General features: G+C 68.9%; 18 protein-coding genes and 1 tRNA gene. 3 read left to right on the top strand and 16 right to left on the bottom strand.

The features are described from left to right. Positions 1 to 37 precede the first annotated feature (37 nt). The 14 genes from AB4Y68_RS05770 to hppD all read right to left on the bottom strand — a co-directional run bounded on the left by AB4Y68_RS05770 (position 38) and on the right by hppD (position 11,415). Complete coding sequence (locus AB4Y68_RS05770; protein ID WP_441454555.1) at positions 38 to 1,300, bottom strand: multidrug effflux MFS transporter; 1,263 nt, start codon at positions 1,298 to 1,300, stop codon at positions 38 to 40. Between the two features lie 245 nt (positions 1,301 to 1,545). Beyond that, positions 1,546 to 2,661, bottom strand: a complete 1,116-nt coding sequence (locus tag AB4Y68_RS05765) for an HlyD family secretion protein (protein ID WP_441454554.1) — start codon at positions 2,659 to 2,661, stop codon at positions 1,546 to 1,548. A gap of 13 nt (positions 2,662 to 2,674) precedes the next feature. Then, the gene (locus AB4Y68_RS05760; protein WP_441454553.1) at positions 2,675 to 4,354 is read right to left on the bottom strand and encodes an MFS transporter; all 1,680 of its coding nucleotides are present in this window, start codon (positions 4,352 to 4,354) and stop codon (positions 2,675 to 2,677) included. Then, positions 4,351 to 4,914, bottom strand: a complete 564-nt coding sequence (locus tag AB4Y68_RS05755) for a TetR/AcrR family transcriptional regulator (RefSeq protein WP_441454552.1) — start codon at positions 4,912 to 4,914, stop codon at positions 4,351 to 4,353. The genes AB4Y68_RS05760 and AB4Y68_RS05755 overlap by 4 nt, the downstream gene beginning before the upstream one ends. 205 nt (positions 4,915 to 5,119) lie before the next feature. Continuing rightward, positions 5,120 to 5,204 (bottom strand) — tRNA-Leu (locus AB4Y68_RS05750). Positions 5,205 to 5,304: 100 nt separating this feature from the next. Next, positions 5,305 to 6,054, bottom strand: coding sequence for a hypothetical protein (locus tag AB4Y68_RS05745; protein WP_441454551.1), 750 nt, complete (start codon positions 6,052 to 6,054; stop codon positions 5,305 to 5,307). Then, entirely contained in the window at positions 6,051 to 6,572 is a 522-nt protein-coding gene (locus tag AB4Y68_RS05740; RefSeq protein ID WP_441454550.1) for a CcdC protein domain-containing protein, read from the bottom strand. The genes AB4Y68_RS05745 and AB4Y68_RS05740 overlap by 4 nt, the downstream gene beginning before the upstream one ends. A 62-nt stretch (positions 6,573 to 6,634) precedes the next feature. Beyond that, complete coding sequence (locus tag AB4Y68_RS05735; protein WP_441454549.1) at positions 6,635 to 7,642, bottom strand: fumarylacetoacetate hydrolase family protein; 1,008 nt, start codon at positions 7,640 to 7,642, stop codon at positions 6,635 to 6,637. A gap of 118 nt (positions 7,643 to 7,760) precedes the next feature. Next, on the bottom strand, positions 7,761 to 8,060 hold the full coding sequence (locus AB4Y68_RS05730) for a hypothetical protein (RefSeq protein WP_441454548.1): 300 nt from the start codon (positions 8,058 to 8,060) through the stop codon (positions 7,761 to 7,763). Further along, complete coding sequence (locus tag AB4Y68_RS05725; protein WP_441454547.1) at positions 8,051 to 8,521, bottom strand: methyltransferase family protein; 471 nt, start codon at positions 8,519 to 8,521, stop codon at positions 8,051 to 8,053. The genes AB4Y68_RS05730 and AB4Y68_RS05725 overlap by 10 nt, the downstream gene beginning before the upstream one ends. Positions 8,522 to 8,545: 24 nt before the next feature. Beyond that, complete coding sequence (locus AB4Y68_RS05720; protein ID WP_441454546.1) at positions 8,546 to 8,821, bottom strand: cupin domain-containing protein; 276 nt, start codon at positions 8,819 to 8,821, stop codon at positions 8,546 to 8,548. An 89-nt stretch (positions 8,822 to 8,910) separates the two neighbouring features. Continuing rightward, on the bottom strand, positions 8,911 to 9,990 hold the full coding sequence (locus AB4Y68_RS05715) for an isoaspartyl peptidase/L-asparaginase family protein (RefSeq protein ID WP_441454545.1): 1,080 nt from the start codon (positions 9,988 to 9,990) through the stop codon (positions 8,911 to 8,913). 144 nt (positions 9,991 to 10,134) lie between these two features. After that, a complete protein-coding gene (locus AB4Y68_RS05710) occupies positions 10,135 to 10,311 on the bottom strand; it encodes a hypothetical protein (RefSeq protein WP_441454544.1) in 177 nt (58 codons plus the stop codon). Between the two features lie 6 nt (positions 10,312 to 10,317). Next, positions 10,318 to 11,415, bottom strand: a complete 1,098-nt coding sequence (gene hppD / locus AB4Y68_RS05705; protein WP_441454543.1) for a 4-hydroxyphenylpyruvate dioxygenase — start codon at positions 11,413 to 11,415, stop codon at positions 10,318 to 10,320. 193 nt (positions 11,416 to 11,608) lie between these two features. Here hppD and AB4Y68_RS05700 point away from each other — a divergent pair, with 193 nt between their 5' ends. From AB4Y68_RS05700 to AB4Y68_RS05690, 3 genes are read left to right on the top strand one after another with little or no spacing between them, the layout of a single operon-like run. Next, on the top strand, positions 11,609 to 12,190 hold the full coding sequence (locus AB4Y68_RS05700) for a YqaA family protein (protein WP_441454542.1): 582 nt from the start codon (positions 11,609 to 11,611) through the stop codon (positions 12,188 to 12,190). Between the two features lie 36 nt (positions 12,191 to 12,226). After that, a complete protein-coding gene (locus tag AB4Y68_RS05695; protein WP_441454541.1) occupies positions 12,227 to 12,766 on the top strand; it encodes a disulfide bond formation protein B in 540 nt (179 codons plus the stop codon). Positions 12,767 to 12,776: 10 nt separating this feature from the next. Further along, a complete protein-coding gene (locus AB4Y68_RS05690) occupies positions 12,777 to 13,367 on the top strand; it encodes a demethoxyubiquinone hydroxylase family protein (RefSeq protein ID WP_441454540.1) in 591 nt (196 codons plus the stop codon). Between the two features lie 172 nt (positions 13,368 to 13,539). Here AB4Y68_RS05690 and AB4Y68_RS05685 read toward each other — a convergent pair whose 3' ends face one another. Together AB4Y68_RS05685 and cobT are read right to left on the bottom strand one after the other, a co-directional pair. Continuing rightward, positions 13,540 to 14,514 (bottom strand): esterase-like activity of phytase family protein, encoded by a 975-nt coding sequence (locus AB4Y68_RS05685; RefSeq protein ID WP_441454539.1) that lies wholly within the window; start codon positions 14,512 to 14,514, stop codon positions 13,540 to 13,542. Further along, a complete protein-coding gene (gene cobT / locus AB4Y68_RS05680; protein WP_441454538.1) occupies positions 14,511 to 16,394 on the bottom strand; it encodes a cobaltochelatase subunit CobT in 1,884 nt (627 codons plus the stop codon). The genes AB4Y68_RS05685 and cobT overlap by 4 nt, the downstream gene beginning before the upstream one ends. Positions 16,395 to 16,451 lie beyond the last annotated feature (57 nt).

Genomic DNA, 16,451 nt, shown 5'->3' with positions numbered 1-16,451 from the left:
CAGATGCGTGCGAAATGGCGCCCTTGGGCCGAAAAGATCAAGCCTTGGCCGTGCTGGCGACCGGGGGCAGGTGGTGGGCCCTGAACAGCCGCCCCTTCTCGGCCGCCAGAACCAGCAGCAGGGCGACGACGCCCAGGCCGGCGAAGCCGACCGTCAGCGGCACGGTCGAGCCGTCGAACTGCTGGCCGATCCAGAAGCCCAGCAGGGCCCCGCCGATGGTCGAGATGAAGCCCTGGGCCGACGACGCCGTGCCGGCGATATGGCCCATGGGGTCCATGGCCATGGCCCCGAAATTACCGGCGATCAGGCCGAAGCAGAACATCTTGCAGGCCTGCAGGGCCGCGAAGACCCACAGGCTGTCATGGCCGGTATAGGCGACCACGGCGTGCAGGGTCGCAAAGCCGATGAAGCCGAACAGGGCGGTGTGGGCGATCATGCGCGAGCCCAGTTTCTCGACCAGCCGCGCGTTCAGGATCGAGGCCAGGGCGATGCCGCCGGCCACCAGGGCGAAGACGGTGGTGAACAGGCCCGGCGCCTTGAACACGTCGAAGAAGATCTGCTGCGACGAGTTGATGAAGGCGAACAGGGCGCCGCTGATCGCCGTCATGGCCAGGGTGTAGCCCATGCCGACGCGGCTGCTCAGGGCCTGACCGAAGGCCTGCGCGATCCGCTTCACATTGATCGGCATCCGGTCGTCGGCGTGCAGGGTCTCGGGCAGGCGCAGCGTCGCCCAGATCAGGAAGCCGCCGCCGAACAGGGCGAGGAAGCCGAAGATCCAGCGCCAGGGCGCCACCAGCATGATCAGTTGGCCCAGCGTCGGGGCCAGGATGGGCACGCCCAGAAAGACCAGGAAGCTCAGCGACATGACCCGCGCCATGGTGCGCCCGGCGTAGCGGTCGCGCACGATGGAGACGGCCAGGACCCGCGTCGCCGCCGAACCCAGCCCCATGCCGATGCGCGACAGGATCAGCCATTCGAACGACTGGGCGAAGGCGGCCAGGATGCTGAAGGCGACATAGAGGCTCACGCCCAGCGTCAGGATCGGCTTGCGGCCGAAGCGGTCGGCCAGCGGGCCGTAGAACAGCTGCGCCCCGCCGAAGCCCAGCAGATAGGCGGTGATGACCCACTGGCGGGTGTTCTCGTTGGCGACGCCCAGATCCTCGCCGATGTGCGGCAGGGCCGGCAGCATGGCGTCGATGGCCAGGGCGTTCAGCGCCATCATGATGGCGATCAGGCAGACGAATTCGGCGAACCCCGGCCCCTTGGGCGTCGCGGCTGTGGTGGTCGGGGCGCTGGTCATCGGGACCAGATGCGGGCTGCGACAGGCTGACGCAACCCTCAAGTCTGATGAATTTTGCATTGCAACATGAAGGCGACTGGGCCCGAAGGTTGAAAGATCGCCCCCGAATCCCGCTCATCCCGGCGGACGCCGGGACCCAGTGAGAGGGCCAAATGGCGGCTTTTCAATTGGTCGAATTGCTTTGAAGCCAAAGCACTGGATCCCGGCGTCCGCCGGGATGAGCGGATAGGGATTAGGCCCTCGCTCTAGTCCCCCACCTGGATCCGGGCCACGACCGACATGCCGGGCGCCAGGCGCGCGGCGGCCTCCTGACCGGGGTCGATGGAGATGCGGACGGGGACGCGCTGGGCCACCTTGGTGAAGTTGCCGGTGGCGTTGTCGGGGCGGATGACGCTGAACTCGGAGCCCGTGGCGGGCGAAATCCGCTCGACCTTGCCCTTCAGCGTCTGGCCGCCGAGGGCGTCGACCGCGATCTCGACCGGCTGGCCGACGCGGATGTCGCGCATCTGCGTCTCCTTCATATTGGCCGTGATCCAGACGACGTCGGGCACCAGGGCCGTCAGTTGCGTGCCGACCGCGACCTGCTGGCCCTGCCGCACGGCGACCTCGCCAAGGCGTCCGGCGCGGGGGGCCGTGATGCGGGTGTTGTCCAGATCGATCTGGGCCAGGCGCACCTGGGCGCGGGCGTTCTCGACCGCGGCTTCCAGCGAACCGCGCCCGACCACAGCTGAGGTCACGCCCGTCTGGGCCACGCCTTCGGCGGCACGGGCCTGGCCCAGTTGGGCCTCGGCGGCGCGCAGGGCGTTCTGGGCGACATCGACCTGGGCCTGAGCGACCCATCCGCCAGCGAACAGGGTGCGCACGCGCTGGGCGTCGGCGCGGGCCTTGGTCACGGCGGATTGGGCGCCGGCGATGGAGGCGCGGGTCTGGGCGACCGACCCCAGGGCCGAGGCCTTGCTCTGGGCCGCGTTGGCCAGCGCCGCCTCGGCCGCGTGCAGCGAGGCCTGGGCCTGCTCCAGCCGCTGGCGATAGATGCGGTCGTCGATGGTCGCCAGCAGTTGGCCCTGCTGCACCCTCTGGAAGTCCTGCACCTCGACCGAGACGACATAGCCGCTGACCTGCGGGCTGATGATCGTCACCGGGCCGCGCACATAGGCGTTGTCGGTCGACTGCGGTCCGCCATTGAACGGCGGCAGTCGCCAGGCGTGCAGGATCAGGCCGACCCCGACCAGGGCGATCAGAACCAGCGCCACGCTCCACATGACACGGCGGCTCTTGGTCGGCTGGGGCGCAGGCGCGGGCGCAGGGGCGGGCGGCGGCGCGGCCGGGGCGGGAGACGGTGCTGGGGCAGGGTCGGTCATGGTCGGGTCCGGGTCATTCGACAGCGGCGGCGGCTTCGGCCGCCTCGCGGTCGGCGGCGCGGCGCGCCTCGATGCGGGGGCGGTAGTGGTTGACGGCGACCCAGACGGCGCCGATGGCGGCGGCGCCCGAGATCAGCAGGAAGACGTCGTTGTAGGCCAGGACCTGGGCCTGCTGGCTGATCTGCTGCTGCAGCAGCCTCAGCCCTTGCGCCTGTCTCAGGGCGGCGTCGCCGATCGTGTGGGCGTAGGCGCCCGACAGTTGCTGCAACCGCACCACCGCCTCCGGATCGCCCAGGTTGATGTGCTCGCTCAACTGGTTGGAATGGTATTTCTCGCGGACCGTCTGGATCGTGCCGATCAGGGCCGAGCCCATCAGCCCGCCGATGTTCTGGCCGATCGAGAAGACGACGATGAAGCTGACCAGGTTCTTGCCGCCGCCCTGCAGCACCTTGCCGAAGCCGATGATCATGGTCGGGCCGAGGAAGAAGGCGGCGGCGAAGGCCAGCAGGGCCTGGCTGAGATAGAGGTTCACCGGTCGCGTCAGCACCGTCGCATGGCTGTCCATGAAGGCGCCGATCGCGATCATGCCGAGCGCGATGGAGATCGGCTTCCACAGCTTCACCGGGTTCAGGGTGAAGGCGCTGGTCAGCGTCCCCGCCGCCGTGGCGAACAGCATGACCCAGAACAGGCCATGCATCTGGTCGTTGCCCAGCCCCATCTGCTGCAGGAAGCCGACCGCGCCGGTCGTCTGTTCCGACAGGACGATCCGCACCAGCAGGATGGCCAGGGTCAGGCGCGCGATGTCGCGCCCGGCCAGCCATTTCAGGTCGATCAGCGGATTGGTCCGGTTGTATTCGATGACGACGGCGGCGGTCAGCAGGACGACGGCGCCGATCAGAGACCAGCCGATCCACGCGGCTTCCGTCCACCAGACGATCCGCCCCAGCCCCAAGACGGCGGTCAGCAGGGCCACACCCGGCGCGAACAGGGCGAAGGTGACGAAGTCCATCTTTTCGAACGATTTGACCCGCTGCGCCGGCGGCATCTTCAAGGCGAAGACGGCGGGCAGGGCCAGCATCACCAGCCCCAGGTCGAACATATAGACCGCGCGCCACTGGTCGTGGTCCAGCAGAGGGCCGACCCCCAGCCGCGCCAGGGGAATGGCCAGGCTGGCCAGGCCGACGGCGATGATGATCCCCTTCAGCCGATGCTGCGCGGGGAAGGCCTGGATGATGTAGAGGACGCCCAGCGTCGACATCCCCGCCGCCGCCATGCCGGCGATGCCGCGCACCACCAGGGTCGAACCGTAGTCCTCGAGGAAGAGGTGGGCGGCGGCCACCGCCAGAAAGACGATCAGCACGATCTCGGTGAACAGCCGCAGCCCGTACTGCATGCGGAACTTGACCAGCAGCAGGTTCATGCAGGCGTTGGTCATGACGAAGACGACCGGCAGCCAGGTCGCCTCGGCGACGGTCACGCCCAGCGAGCCCGCCAGCTGGGGGATGTTGGCCGTCACCGCCGCATTGCCCAAACTGCCGGTCAGGGCGACCAGAATGCCGACGGCGGCGTAGGCCCAGCGCATGGGCGTCGAATGGTCGGGCGTGGCGGGCGAGCCGGGCAGGGCGGGCCGCTCGTGCGGCTTCAGCGTCGCCAGATAGTCTTCCCACGGCAGGTTCCAGTCGCGGCGGCTCACGCGCGGGCTCCGCCCTGCGGCCGCACCGCGTCCAGCACCAGCTCCAGGGTGCGGCGGCTCAAGACGTCGCGATCCTCGGCCTGCACCGTGCGCGACGGCGCCCCCAGCATCAGGGCGATGACGCGGATGTCCTCGACCGTCAGGTCGGGGCGCACCCGCCCCGCCGCCTGCGACAGGGTCAGGGCCTCGGCGCCCGCGCGCTTCAGCCCGCTGCGGATCCGAGCCAAGGCCTCGTCCTTCAGGTCGCGGATGGCGCTGGACAGGCCCGCGCTGCGGATCATCAATTCGACCAACTGGCCGAGGAACCACAGGAAGACTTCGGGATCGTTCAGCTGCGCGTGCGTGCGGCGGCCCAGGTCGTCGATCTGTTCTACGAAGACCGCCGCCGCCAGCTCCGAGCGGTCGGCGAAGTTGCGATACAGCGTCGCCCGTCCCACGCCCGCCCGCTCGGCGATGACGTGCAGGGGCGTGTCCAGCCCGTCGCGGGCGAACGCTTCCCCCGCCGCTTTCAGCAGCGCGTCTCGCCTCTCGGCGGCGTCTTTTCGCAGGGGACGGGTCATGGAAGTCGCCAAGTGGACACTTGTGTCCGCTTAATCAAGTGAGGCAGGACTCATTCTTTGTTTCAGCCCGTGTCGCGTTGTGGACAGGCGCGCGCGATCCCTCCTCGCAAGCGGAATGCGCCAGAACGGCTAAGGCTGCGTTCCGGTCGGTGGCGATGTCGGAAGGGGAAGGGCGGGATGGCGCCGATCGGCGCTCATCCAGACGTGGTGCGGGTGGCCGGGCTCGAACCGGCACTCCTCTCGGAACAGGATTTTGAATCCAGCGCGTCTACCAATTCCACCACACCCGCACAGGTCTGGGAGGCCGCGCAATCTAGCGGCGGAATTCGTCGGGTCAATCACCGTGTTCGTCGGTCAGGTCGATTGCCGAAACGCCGCCCGATCAAGATTCTAGTGAAAGCGGGCCTCGAATTTGTAGTCGAAGCGAATGATCCGAAAGCCGGTCTTGCCGTCGTCCGGCACCTCGAAGCGAGCGGTCATGGTGGATGCGACGGCGGCGGGGCCGACGCCCTTGCCTGAAGGCGTCTCGCCTTCGACCCAGCAGGATGACGGACGGCCGTCCGCGTCGATCAGGCAGCCGAGACGCGCCTCGGCCGCCACGAAGCGATACTTGCCGAAGCGGGGCGGCAAAACGGCCACCGGCTTTCGGGTCCAACGGGTCGCGGTTTCGGCCAAACGGGGCAGGCGGTCATGCTCGCCGGTGGTCAGCTGGTTGCAGGCCTGAAGAACATCGCGGACGCCCGCGCCGTCGGACGGCAGCGGCAAGCCATAGGTCGCCTCGCCACCGGTGGTCATGACGCGCAGATCCAGGTCGCCCCCGTCGGCCATGAGGCGGGCGATGCGCGCCGGCTCGGGCGGCGAGGCGATCGGGCTGCCGGGCGCGGTGGCCCAGGATTGAGTTTCGGGACCGACCTCGCCCAGAGTCATTTCGATCCTGCGCGACCGCGTCTCGGCGGGCGGCAAGCCATTGACGATGACGTCCAGACGCCCCGCCTTGCAGCGCACCAGAACCGCCTGGCCTGACGCCCAGGCGGCGCTGGCCACCCGGCCGTGGTCGGGGTCGATCATCATGTCCCAGCCGTCGGCGTCAGCGTCGAAGGGCTGACCGGCGACGGCGAGGGCCGCCAGCGCGATGATCAAGCCGCGACCTCGACGTGGCTGTCGCTTCCGCCGGCCAGGACGCGGCGGGCACGGATATACATCTCGATGCGCTGGGTGACGATCAGGCCGATGGCGAAGATCATGAAGGCGTCGGTGACCACCACGGCGTCCAGGCCCCAGGCGACGGCGTTGGACTGCATCAATTCGCGCAGGCCTGCGCGCGCCGCGAACAGGCCGATGACCAGGATCAGCCCCAGCGGCGAGGCCTGGGCCTTCAGCGAGCCGTCCGGCTCTTTCTCGATGGTGATGGTCTTGCCACGCTGCCAGCCGGCCGCGGCGCCCAGCGCCAGGGCGGCGGCGAAGGCCATCCAGGCGTAGGGGCCGAAATGGGGATGCTGGGTCGTCGCCCACAGCCCCATGCCGATCATGATGGTGACCAGCAGGGGCATGACCCACAGCAGATGCGGCCGCAGCGTCCGTTTGCGCCGGTTGCGCAGCAGGACGACGATCAACGCCACGGCGATGCCGATCAGCGGGCCCATGGTTTGCGGCGACATGCGGACTTCCCCTTCCGAACGCCGTCAGTCTATCCCGACGAACGGCGCTCGAAAAGCGGAGATCAGGCGGGCTGAACCGTCTGCTCGATGGCGCCGAAGATGGTGTGATGCTTGTCGTCCAGCATCTCGATGCGGACCACATCGCCGTGCTTGAGGAAGGGCGTCTTGGCCGCGCCCGTCAGGAGGGTCTCGACGGTGCGGACCTCGGCGATGCAAGAATAGCCGACGCCGCCGTCGGCCACCGGCTTGCCCGGGCCGCCGTCGGCGTCCTTGTTCGACACCGTGCCGGAGCCGATGATCGAACCGGCCACCAGGGCGCGGGTCTTGGCCAGGTGGGCGATCAGCACGCCGAAGTCGAAGGTCATGTCGACGCCCGCGTCGGCCTGACCGAAATCCTTGCCGTTCAGTTGCACCGACAGGGCGCCGTGCATCTTGCCGTCCTTCCAGCGGTCGCCCAGGGCGTCCGGGGTGACGAATACCGGCGACAGGGCGCTGGCCGGCTTGGACTGGACGAAGCCGAAACCCTTGGCCAGTTCGCCGGGGATCAGGTTGCGAAGCGAGACGTCGTTGACCAGGCCGACCAGACGGATCGCCGCCAGGGCCTCCTCGCGCGTCGCGCCCTGGGCTACGTCGCCGGTGACGACCACGATCTCGGCCTCCAGGTCGCAGCCCCAGGCCTCGTCCTTCAGCGGGATGGCGTCGCGGGCGCCCATGAAGTGGTCGGAGCCGCCTTGATACATCAGGGGGTCGGTCCAGAAGGTCGCGGGCATCTCGGCGCCGCGCGCTTTGCGCACCAGTTCGACGTGGTTCACGTAAGCCGAGCCGTCGGCCCACTGATAGGCGCGGGGCAGGGGGGCGGCGGCCTCATGTTCGCGGAAGCGGCCGCTCGGCACGGCTTCGTGCTCCAGGCTCTCGGCCAGGGCGCGCAGCAGGGGCTCGCACCGCGCCCAGTCGTCCAGCGCGGCCTGCAGCGTCGGCGCGATCAGGAAGGCGTCCGTGAACCAGTTCAGGTCCTTGGAGACGACGACGAGGCGGCCATCACGGCCGTGCTTGAGCGAGGCGAGTTTCATGAGGCGAAGCTAATCCGGGGCGAAGCGGTTGGGAAGCGGCGTCAGTCGTCATCCTCAATCCCATTCCCGTCATCCTGGGCCTTGTGCCGAGGATGACGGGGAGAAGCGTAGGCTAATTTCAGGACGCCTTGCCGTTCGGGGGCGCGATCACGGCGCGCGCCTCGGCCCCGGTGCGCAGGGCCGGGTCGCGCACCTCGACCTCGACGGCGATCGAGCCCGCCGGGTCGTGCGCCCACAGGTAGCGGCGCTCGATCTCGACCGCGCGGCCGGACGGGGCCACGCCCTCATAGACGTCGCCCCAGGGGGTGACGGCCTTCATCTCGACCCACAGCAGGGCGCAGGCGGCGTCCAGTTCCTCGATGGCCATTTCCGATAGTTCGTCGGCGTGCGGGGCGGGGGTGTTGGGGGTCACAGCCATCGGCGGACCTTTCCTTTGTAGGCCTGGTAATCGGCGCCGAACTTGCCCGCCAGATAGCGCTCCTCGCGGGCGATGACGAAGCGGTCGACGACGATCAGGCAGGGGACCAGCAGGGCCAGCGCGATCGGGCTGTCCATGGCGATGGCCAGACCCAGATAGGTGATGGCGAAGCCCAGATAGATCGGGTTGCGGCTGAACTTGTAGAGACCGCCCGTGGCTAGGACCGTTGTCGGCTTCCACGGCTCGGGCGGGGTGCCGAGGCGACGGAAATAGCCCGCCGCCGCCCCGTCCAGCAGCAGACCGACGACGATCAGGGTCAGGGCGACCCCGCGCCGCGCCTCGACCGCCAGCCCCAGCGACGGCTCGGCCGTCCACTGGCCCAGTCCCCATCCGGCTAGAAGGAAGCCGAAATAGATCAGCGGCGGCGGGGCGATGACGCCGGGCGTGTCGAGCTTGCTCATATCGTCTGGATCATATCGTTCGGGTCATATCTTCTGGTCGGGCGGCGCGGTGAAGTCGGAGGTCGGGGCGTCGCCGGTGTTGATCACTTCGGAGGGTTCGAAAATCATCACCTCGGCCTCCTCGTCGGCGGCGGTGCGGTGTTCGACGCCGCGCGGCACGACGATGAACTGGCCGGGTTCCAGCGTCTCCACCCGGTCGCGGAACTCGACCCGGAAGCGGCCCTTCCAGACCAGGAACATCTCTTCGGCGTCCGTGTGGCTGTGCCAGGGGAAGACCCCCTGGACCTTGACCAGCCGCACGTCCTGCCCATTCAGTTAGGCGGCGACGCGCGGCCGCCAGTGGTCGGAAAAGCCGCCGAACTTCTGTTCAAGATCGACGACCTGCCCGGTCAACGCTTGGCGTCTTCGTCGGCGTAGATGGCGACGCGGCTGGCGCGGTTCGATCCGGCCTCGCCGCGATACATGCCCGAGGTGTTCATCGAGAAGGCGACCGTGCCATCCTTGCCCATGACGATGACGCCGCCGTCGCCGCCGATGGCGCCGACTTCTGCGATCTCGGCGTCGGCCGCCGGCTGGACCGCCATGCCCTCGGCGGTGCGGTGGCAGATGTCGCGCGCCACGGTGGCGCGGATGAAATACTCGCCCGCGCCGGTGGCCGAGACGGCGCAGCCGTCGGCGTTGGAGGCGTAGGTGCCCGCGCCGATCACCGGCACGTCGCCGACCCGGCCCCAGCGCTTGGCGGTCATGCCGCCGGTCGAGGTGCCGGCCGCCAGACGGCCCTGGCTGTCCAGGGCCACGGCGCCGACGGTGCCGAATTTCCGCTCGTCCAGCGGGGCTTCGTTCAGGGCGGCGAGGGGAACCGCGGCGCCGTGCTTGCTCGGCTCCGGCGGGGCGCCCGCCGGGCGGGGCGGCAGGGGCTGGCCCGCTTCGCGCAGGGCCTTCAGCAGCGCCTGCCAGCGGCTTTCGGTGAAGAAGAAGCTGGGGTCGACCTGCTCCAGACCGACCGAGGCGGCGAAGCTCTCGGCGCCTTCGCCGATCAGCATGACGTGGGGGGACTGCTCCATCACCGCGCGCGCCGCCGCGATCGGGTGGCGGGTGCGGGTCAGGCCGGCCACGGCGCCGGCGGTCAGGTCGGCGCCGTTCATCACGGCGGAATCCAGTTCGTTCTTGCCGGCGGCGGTGAAGACGGCCCCGCGCCCGGCGTTGAACAGGGGATTGTCCTCCATCGTCTGAACCGCGGCCTGAACCGCGTCCAGGGCCGAGCCGCCCTTGGCCAGAACGGCCGAGCCGGCGTCCAGCGCCGCCTGCAGACCCGCGCGATAGGCGGCGTCGCGTTCCGGCGACAACTCGGCGCGCTCGATGACGCCCGCGCCGCCGTGGATGGCCAGCGACCAGGTCGGGGCGTTTTCGGCGTGGGCCGAGGTCGCCAGCAGAGCCAGCGCCGCGGCGGCGGTCAGGATGGATTTCATTTCAGTCTCTCCCCATTTTTTCCTCCCCACCTTGTGGGGAAGCAGCGCGGACGCGCAAGCGGCGTGACGGAGGGGCTGTTTGAGCGTGGCTCGCCCCTCCACCGCTACGCGGTCCCCCTCCCCATGGCATGGGGAGGAAATAGTTCAACGATGATGTCGTCGTTTCCAGACGCGGTAGCCCAGAATGGGGGCGAAGCCGCAGACCAGCGCCGCCAGCAGCACCATCCAGAAGCCTCCCCCCAGCCAGTATTCCCCGGCCAGAGCCCCGGCCCCGGCCGCCAGAAGCGGGCCGAGCCAGGGCAACCAATGCGGCGGCCGCATCCTCATTCAGGCGTCGACCTTGATGACGCCGCGACGAATCTGGTCCAGCTCGATCGAATCGAACAGGGCCTGGAAGTTGCCGTTGCCGAAGCCCTCGTTGCCCTTGCGCTGGATGATCTCGAAGAAGATCGGACCGAAGGTGTCCTGGGTGAAGATCTGCAGCAGCAGGCCTTCCTCGTCCGAACCGTCGATCAGGATGCGGTTCTTGCGCATCCGCTCCACGTCCTCGCCGTGGTGGGGCAGACGCTTGTCGATCAGCTCGAAGTAGGTCTCGATCGTGTCCTGGAAGGCCACGCCGCGCGCCTTCATGGCTTCGACGGTCTCGTAGATGTTCTGGGTAGTCAGGGCGATGTGCTGGATGCCTTCGCCGTTGTAGCGCCGCAGGAACTCCTCGATCTGGGAGTTGTCGTCCTGGCTTTCGTTCAGCGGGATGCGGATGGCGCGGTCGGGCGCGATCATGGCCTGCGAGAACAGGCCGGTGGCCTTGCCCTTGATGTCGAAATACTTCTGCTCTTCGAAGTTGAAGACCTGGCCATAGAAGCCCGACCAGGTGCGCATCTCGCCGCGACGCACGTTGTGGGTCAGGTGGTCGAGGACCTCGAGACCCATAGAGTTCTTGCGCTCGGCCTCTTCCCAGCCCTCGATCTCGTCCCAGGCCTCATAGAGCGAGCCCTGCTCGCCGTACTGGTCGATGACGTACAGCAGGCTGCCCCCGATGCCTTGCAGGATATAGGGATAGTCGTTCCCCAGGGCGCCGCCGTGCGCGCCCTCGGCCTTGCGGGCGCCGCGTTCCAGCGCGCCCTCATAGGCGGCCTTGGCGTCGGCGACGCGGAAGGCCATGCCGTTGGCCGAGGGGCCGTGGTCCCTGGCGAAGTCCGCCGCCTGGCTCCCCGGAACCTTCGTCGGCGTGCGGTTGACCAGCATGGTGATGTCGCCCTGCTTCAGGCGCACAGCGCCGGTGGTCGGGTTCACATGGGTTTGGGTGAAGCCCATCAGCTCCAGCCGGGCGATCATGGCTTCGGGCTCGGGTCCGGTGAATTCGACGAATTCGAAACCGTCCACGCCCAGCGGGTTTTCCTGATCGAGTTTGGCGGCGTCATTCATGACGCGTCTCCTCTGACTGTCTTTTGGGGCGGCTCCTGCCGCCGATTGGGGCGGAACCTAATGGTCGCCCCCGGTGGGACGCAAGGCGGGGCTGATCCGAAACAGGACACGTTGCGGTGTCGCAGCCGCCGATCATCGGATGCGCGAGAGCTTCCAGCCTGCTAGGAGCCGAAGGCTCAACCGGGACGCCTGTATGCTTCGCAAGCTTTATGACTGGGTCTTCTCCCTGGCCCGCCACCGTCACGCGACCCGGTCGCTGGCGATCGTGTCCTTCGCGGAAAGCTCCTTCTTCCCCATTCCACCCGACGTCATGCTGGCGCCCATGGTGCTGGCCAAGCCGGAACGGGCCTATTTCTACGCCATGGTCTGCACGGTCGCCTCGGTGCTGGGGGCGATGCTGGGCTACGCCATCGGCTATTTCCTCGAGCCGGTCGGCCTGCAACTGCTGGCCCTGCTGGGCAAGGCCGATACCTTCGAGGCGTCCAAGGCCCTGTTCCAGCAGCACGGCGCCTGGGTCATCCTGATCAAGGGGCTGACGCCGATCCCGTTCAAGCTGATCACCATCGCTTCGGGCATCTTCCATTTCAATCTGGCGCTGTTCCTGGCCCTGTGCGTCGTGACGCGCGGCGCCCGCTTCTTCCTGGTGGCCTTCGTGCTCAAGCGCTGGGGCGAGCCGATGCTGGCGATCATCGAGAAGCGGCTGGCGCTTTTCACCGTGCTTTTCGTGGTTCTGCTGGTCGGCGCCTTCTTTGCGGTCAAGCTTGTCGGACACTGATCGACGCCGGCTCCGGCTGCGTCTAAGAAAGGCGCCATGAAGCGCCTTTATCTACGTCTGACCCGCTGGTGGACCGCCTTCGCGCTGGCGGCCTCTCTGGCCATGCTGGGCGCGGCCCATGCCTTCGAGCGGTTCGCCGGGCTTGCGCCCTGCAACCTCTGCCTCAAGCAGCGCGAGGTCTATTGGGCCGCCGTGGCCATCGCGGGCGCTGCCACCTTCTGGGCCGTCTTCAGCCGCGCCAGCCGGGGCACGCCGCGCATCGCCTCCTTCCTGCTGGCCGCCGTCTTCTTCACCGGCGCGATCACCGCCGGCTATCACGCGGGCGGCGAGCTGAAGTGGTGGGCCCTCCCGGCGACTTGTATGGCGGTCAATCCGACCGACTTCAGCATCGAAGGCCTGAACGCCCTGGCGCTCGGCACCGCCGAGATCAAGCCCATCGTCGGCTGCGGCGACGTGCCGTGGAGCTTCGCCGGAATCTCCATGGCCGGCTGGAACTTCCTGATCTCCCTGGCGCTGGCCATTTTCAGCCTGCTGGCGGCGAAACGTCCCAAGGACGCGCGCGCGCCCAAGGCGTAGAGAGGCGATCATGACCGAGGCATCCGACACCGTCGCCGCCGCCCGCCGCATCCCTCTGCCGCGCCCCGGCGTGGGCCAGACCCGCGCCCGCATGGCGGAAATGTTGCGCGTCGACCATGCGGGCGAGTTCGCCGCCGTCCACATCTACCGCGCCCAGCGCGCTGTGCTGGAAGGCCGCAAGGGCAAGGCCGCCATCGCCGCCGACCTGACCGAGATGGAGGGCCACGAGGCCGTCCACCTGGCCCGGTTCGAGGCCCTGCTGACGGAAAACCGGGTGCGCCCCACGGCCATGATCCCGCTGTGGAAGCTGGCCGCCACGGCGCTCGGCGCCGGCACCGCCCTGATCTCGGAGAAGGCCGCCCACGCCTGCACCGAGGCGGTCGAGAGCGTCATCGAGCAACACTATGCCGACCAGATCGAGGAGGTGCGCGAGCGCGACCCCGAACTGGCCGCCGAACTGACCAGGTTCCGCGAAGAGGAACTGGCCCACCACGACCACGCCATTGAGCACGGCAGCCGCGAAGCCCCGGCCTACCGCCTGCTCTCGAGCGTCATCAAGGTCGGCTGCAAGGCCGCCATCAAGATCAGCGAACGGATCTAGAATCCTTCTCCCCTTGAGGGAGAAGGTGGCATGCGAAGCATGACGGATGAGGGGTGACGACGGCGCCTTCGATAGTCAGGCTCGACGCCGGCACGGCTCATTTCCAGACGCCGCGCCGACACCCCTCATCCGAGCGCCTTGGCGCCCACCTTCTCCCGCAAGGGGAGAAGGGTTAGCGGACATCAAACGCCAGCATCATGGTCCGCTGCACGGCGTTGAAATTATCGTCGGACAGGATGTAGAGCCGCGTCCGCGCGCCGCGCTTTTCCGCCGCGATCCCCTCGAAATTATCCGTCGTGCCGGGCAGCTTCAGCTCGATCAGCACCGGCCCCAGCGTCCCGTCAGCCGCCATGCGCCGCACCCGCGCCCGCATGTCGACCGGCGCGCGATAGGACCTTTGCACCACGAACCAGCCGCCCGCCGGGTCGCGGTCCATGCCGGTGATGCGGTAGTCGCTTTCGGGGATCGGCGTCGCCGGGGGCGCGGTCACGACCGAACAGCGCGCCGCCGAACAGTCCCACACCCCGCCCGCCTCGCCCGCGACCCGCCAGCCGTTGTTTGAGGCCGCCAGCCCCTCCATTCCCTCGTTCTCGGGGAAGGGGAAGTCCGGTTGGCGCACGGCCTCGGGCCGGGTCCCCAGCGCCGCCAGAGGGCCGTAGTTCCAGATGCGGTGGTCGTGCTCGAAGCTGACCAGGAGGTCCCCGCTCGCGGTGATCGCCAGCCCCTCGGCGTCGCCCGCGGCCTTCTGGCTGATCGGCGTCCCGTCGGTCAGGGTCAGACGACGCACCCGCAAGCCCTCCAGCCCGATCAGCCGCCCCTGCCGGTCCAGCGCCAGCGTCCCGCGCGCCAGATCGCCGGCGTCGGACACGGCGATGAAGCCGCCGTCGCCGGTCAGCTTCAGGTCGGACAGGCTGTGCAGCGGCGAGCCCGCGTGGGCCAGCAGGGTCACGCCCCCGGCGTAATGCACGCCTTTCGCCAGAAAGGCGCCGCCCGGCAGGCCCAGACCGACCGGGCGGGTCGAGGGGCTGGCCGCGCTCCAGCCCTCGGCCTCGGGCGTCGGCGCCCAGGGCTGCGACGTCACGACCGCGCTGGCGCAGGCCGCCAGCGTCAGCGCCGCCAGCGCGGCGACATAGACGCGCCGGTTCACGCCGCGCGCTTCCTCGGAGATTTGGCGCCCGACCGGGAGATGGTCTTGGGCTTGGCCTCGAACAGCTCGGCCAGCTTCTCGGTCATGACGCCAGCCAGTTGCTCGACGTCGACGATGGTGACGGCGCGGCGGTACCAGCGGGTCACGTCGTGGCCGATGCCGATGGCGATCAGTTCAACCGGCGACCGGGTCTCGATCTGTTCGATCACCTGCCGCAGGTGCTTGTCCAGATAGAGGGCGGCGTTGGCCGACTGGGTGGAATCGTCGACCGGCGAGCCGTCGGAGATGACCATCAGAATCTGACGCGACTCGGTCCGACCCAGCAGGCGCTCGTGCGCCCAGGTCAGGGCCTCGCCGTCGATGTTTTCCTTCAGCAGGCCCTCGCGCATCATCAGGCCCAAGTTCTTCTTGGCCCGGCGCCACGGAGCATCCGCCGATTTGTAGATGATGTGGCGCAGGTCGTTCAGGCGGCCCGGATGGGCAGGCTTGCCGGCGCTGATCCAGGCCTCGCGCGACTGCCCGCCCTTCCAGGCGCGGGTGGTGAAGCCCAGGATCTCGACCTTGACCCCGCACCGCTCCAGCGTCCGCGCCAGAATGTCGGCGCAGACCGCCGCCACCATGATCGGCCGCCCGCGCATCGAACCCGAGTTGTCGATCAGCAGGGTCACGACCGTGTCGCGGAACGGGCTCTCGCTCTCCATCTTGAACGACAGGGGGCTGGTCGGATCGGTGATGACGCGGGTCAGGCGTGCGGTGTCCAGCACGCCCTCCTCCAGATCGAACGCCCAGCTGCGGTTCTGCTGCGCCATCAGGCGGCGCTGCAGCTTGTTGGCCAGGCGCGACACCACGCTCGACAGGGTCGCCAGCTGGGCGTCCAGCAGGGAGCGCAGCCGGTCCAGCTCCATCGGATCGCACAGCTCCTCGGCGCCGATGGTCTCGTCATAGGCGCTGGTGAAGACGTGGTAGGCGTTGATGGCGCGCCCGTCGTCGGCGTTGTCCTGACGGTTGGGCAGGGCGCCTTCGTTCAGTTCCGGGCCGTCGTCCGAGGCCTCGCCATCGGGCTCGGCAGGGGCGCCGTCGGGGCGGGTCTGGCGCTCGTCCTCGGCGGACTGGTCGTCGGCCGTGCCTTCCAGCGACTGGCCGCCTTCGCCGCCGTCCTCTTCTTCCTGTTCCTGCTCGTCGGCCTGATCCTGCCGCGACTGGTCGGGCTCGTCCTCGCCCTCCTCGTCGTTGGCGTCCTCAGCCTGGCCGTCGCCGGGATCGAGGTCCAGCGCCCGCAGCACGTCCTTCAGCCGGGCCGCGAAGGCCGTCTGGTCGTCGGCCACGGCGGCGAGGGCGTCCAGTTCCGTCCCCGCCTTCAGCTCCAGATTGGACCGGACCAGGTCCAGCATGGTCTTGAGCCCGTCGGTCGCGGCCTCGCCCGTCAGCCGTTCGCGCACCAGCAGGGCGGCGGCCTCGGCCACCGGCACCCGCTCGGCCTCGGCCCGCAGGGCGCCCGACTTCTCCAGCCGGGTCAGAAGCGCTGCGTTCAGATTATTGCGCACCCCCTTCAGTTCGCGCGCCCCGACCGCCTCGACCCGCGCCTGTTCGACGGCGTCGAAGACCTCGGCCGCCGTCTGATCGACGGGCCGCAGCCGGGCGTTCAGCCCCTCGTCGTGATTGGCTAGCCGCAGGGCCAGCCGGTCGGCCTGACCGCGCAGGGTCGCGCTCTCGGGGGCACCCGGATCGCGCGGCGGGTGGGGCAGGGTCAGGACGCCGTTGGACAGTCGCGGCCCGTCAGAGCCGAAGGTCACCTCCAGCTCGGCCTGCTCGGCCAGCGCCCGCGCAGCGTGCGCCAGCGCGCGTTTGAAGGTCTCGACGGGGGTCTCTGCGGCGGCCATGGCCCACACATAGACCACCCCGCGCGCGGGGGAAGGGGGCGGGCGGCCTGGGGGCGC

The organism is Brevundimonas sp. 2YAF1, from assembly GCF_052114745.1.
In the GTDB taxonomy this organism is placed as follows: Bacteria; Pseudomonadota; Alphaproteobacteria; order Caulobacterales; family Caulobacteraceae; genus Brevundimonas.
The sequence above is the reverse complement of the archived record's forward strand: the minus strand, read 5'-3'. Positions and strand labels throughout refer to the sequence as shown.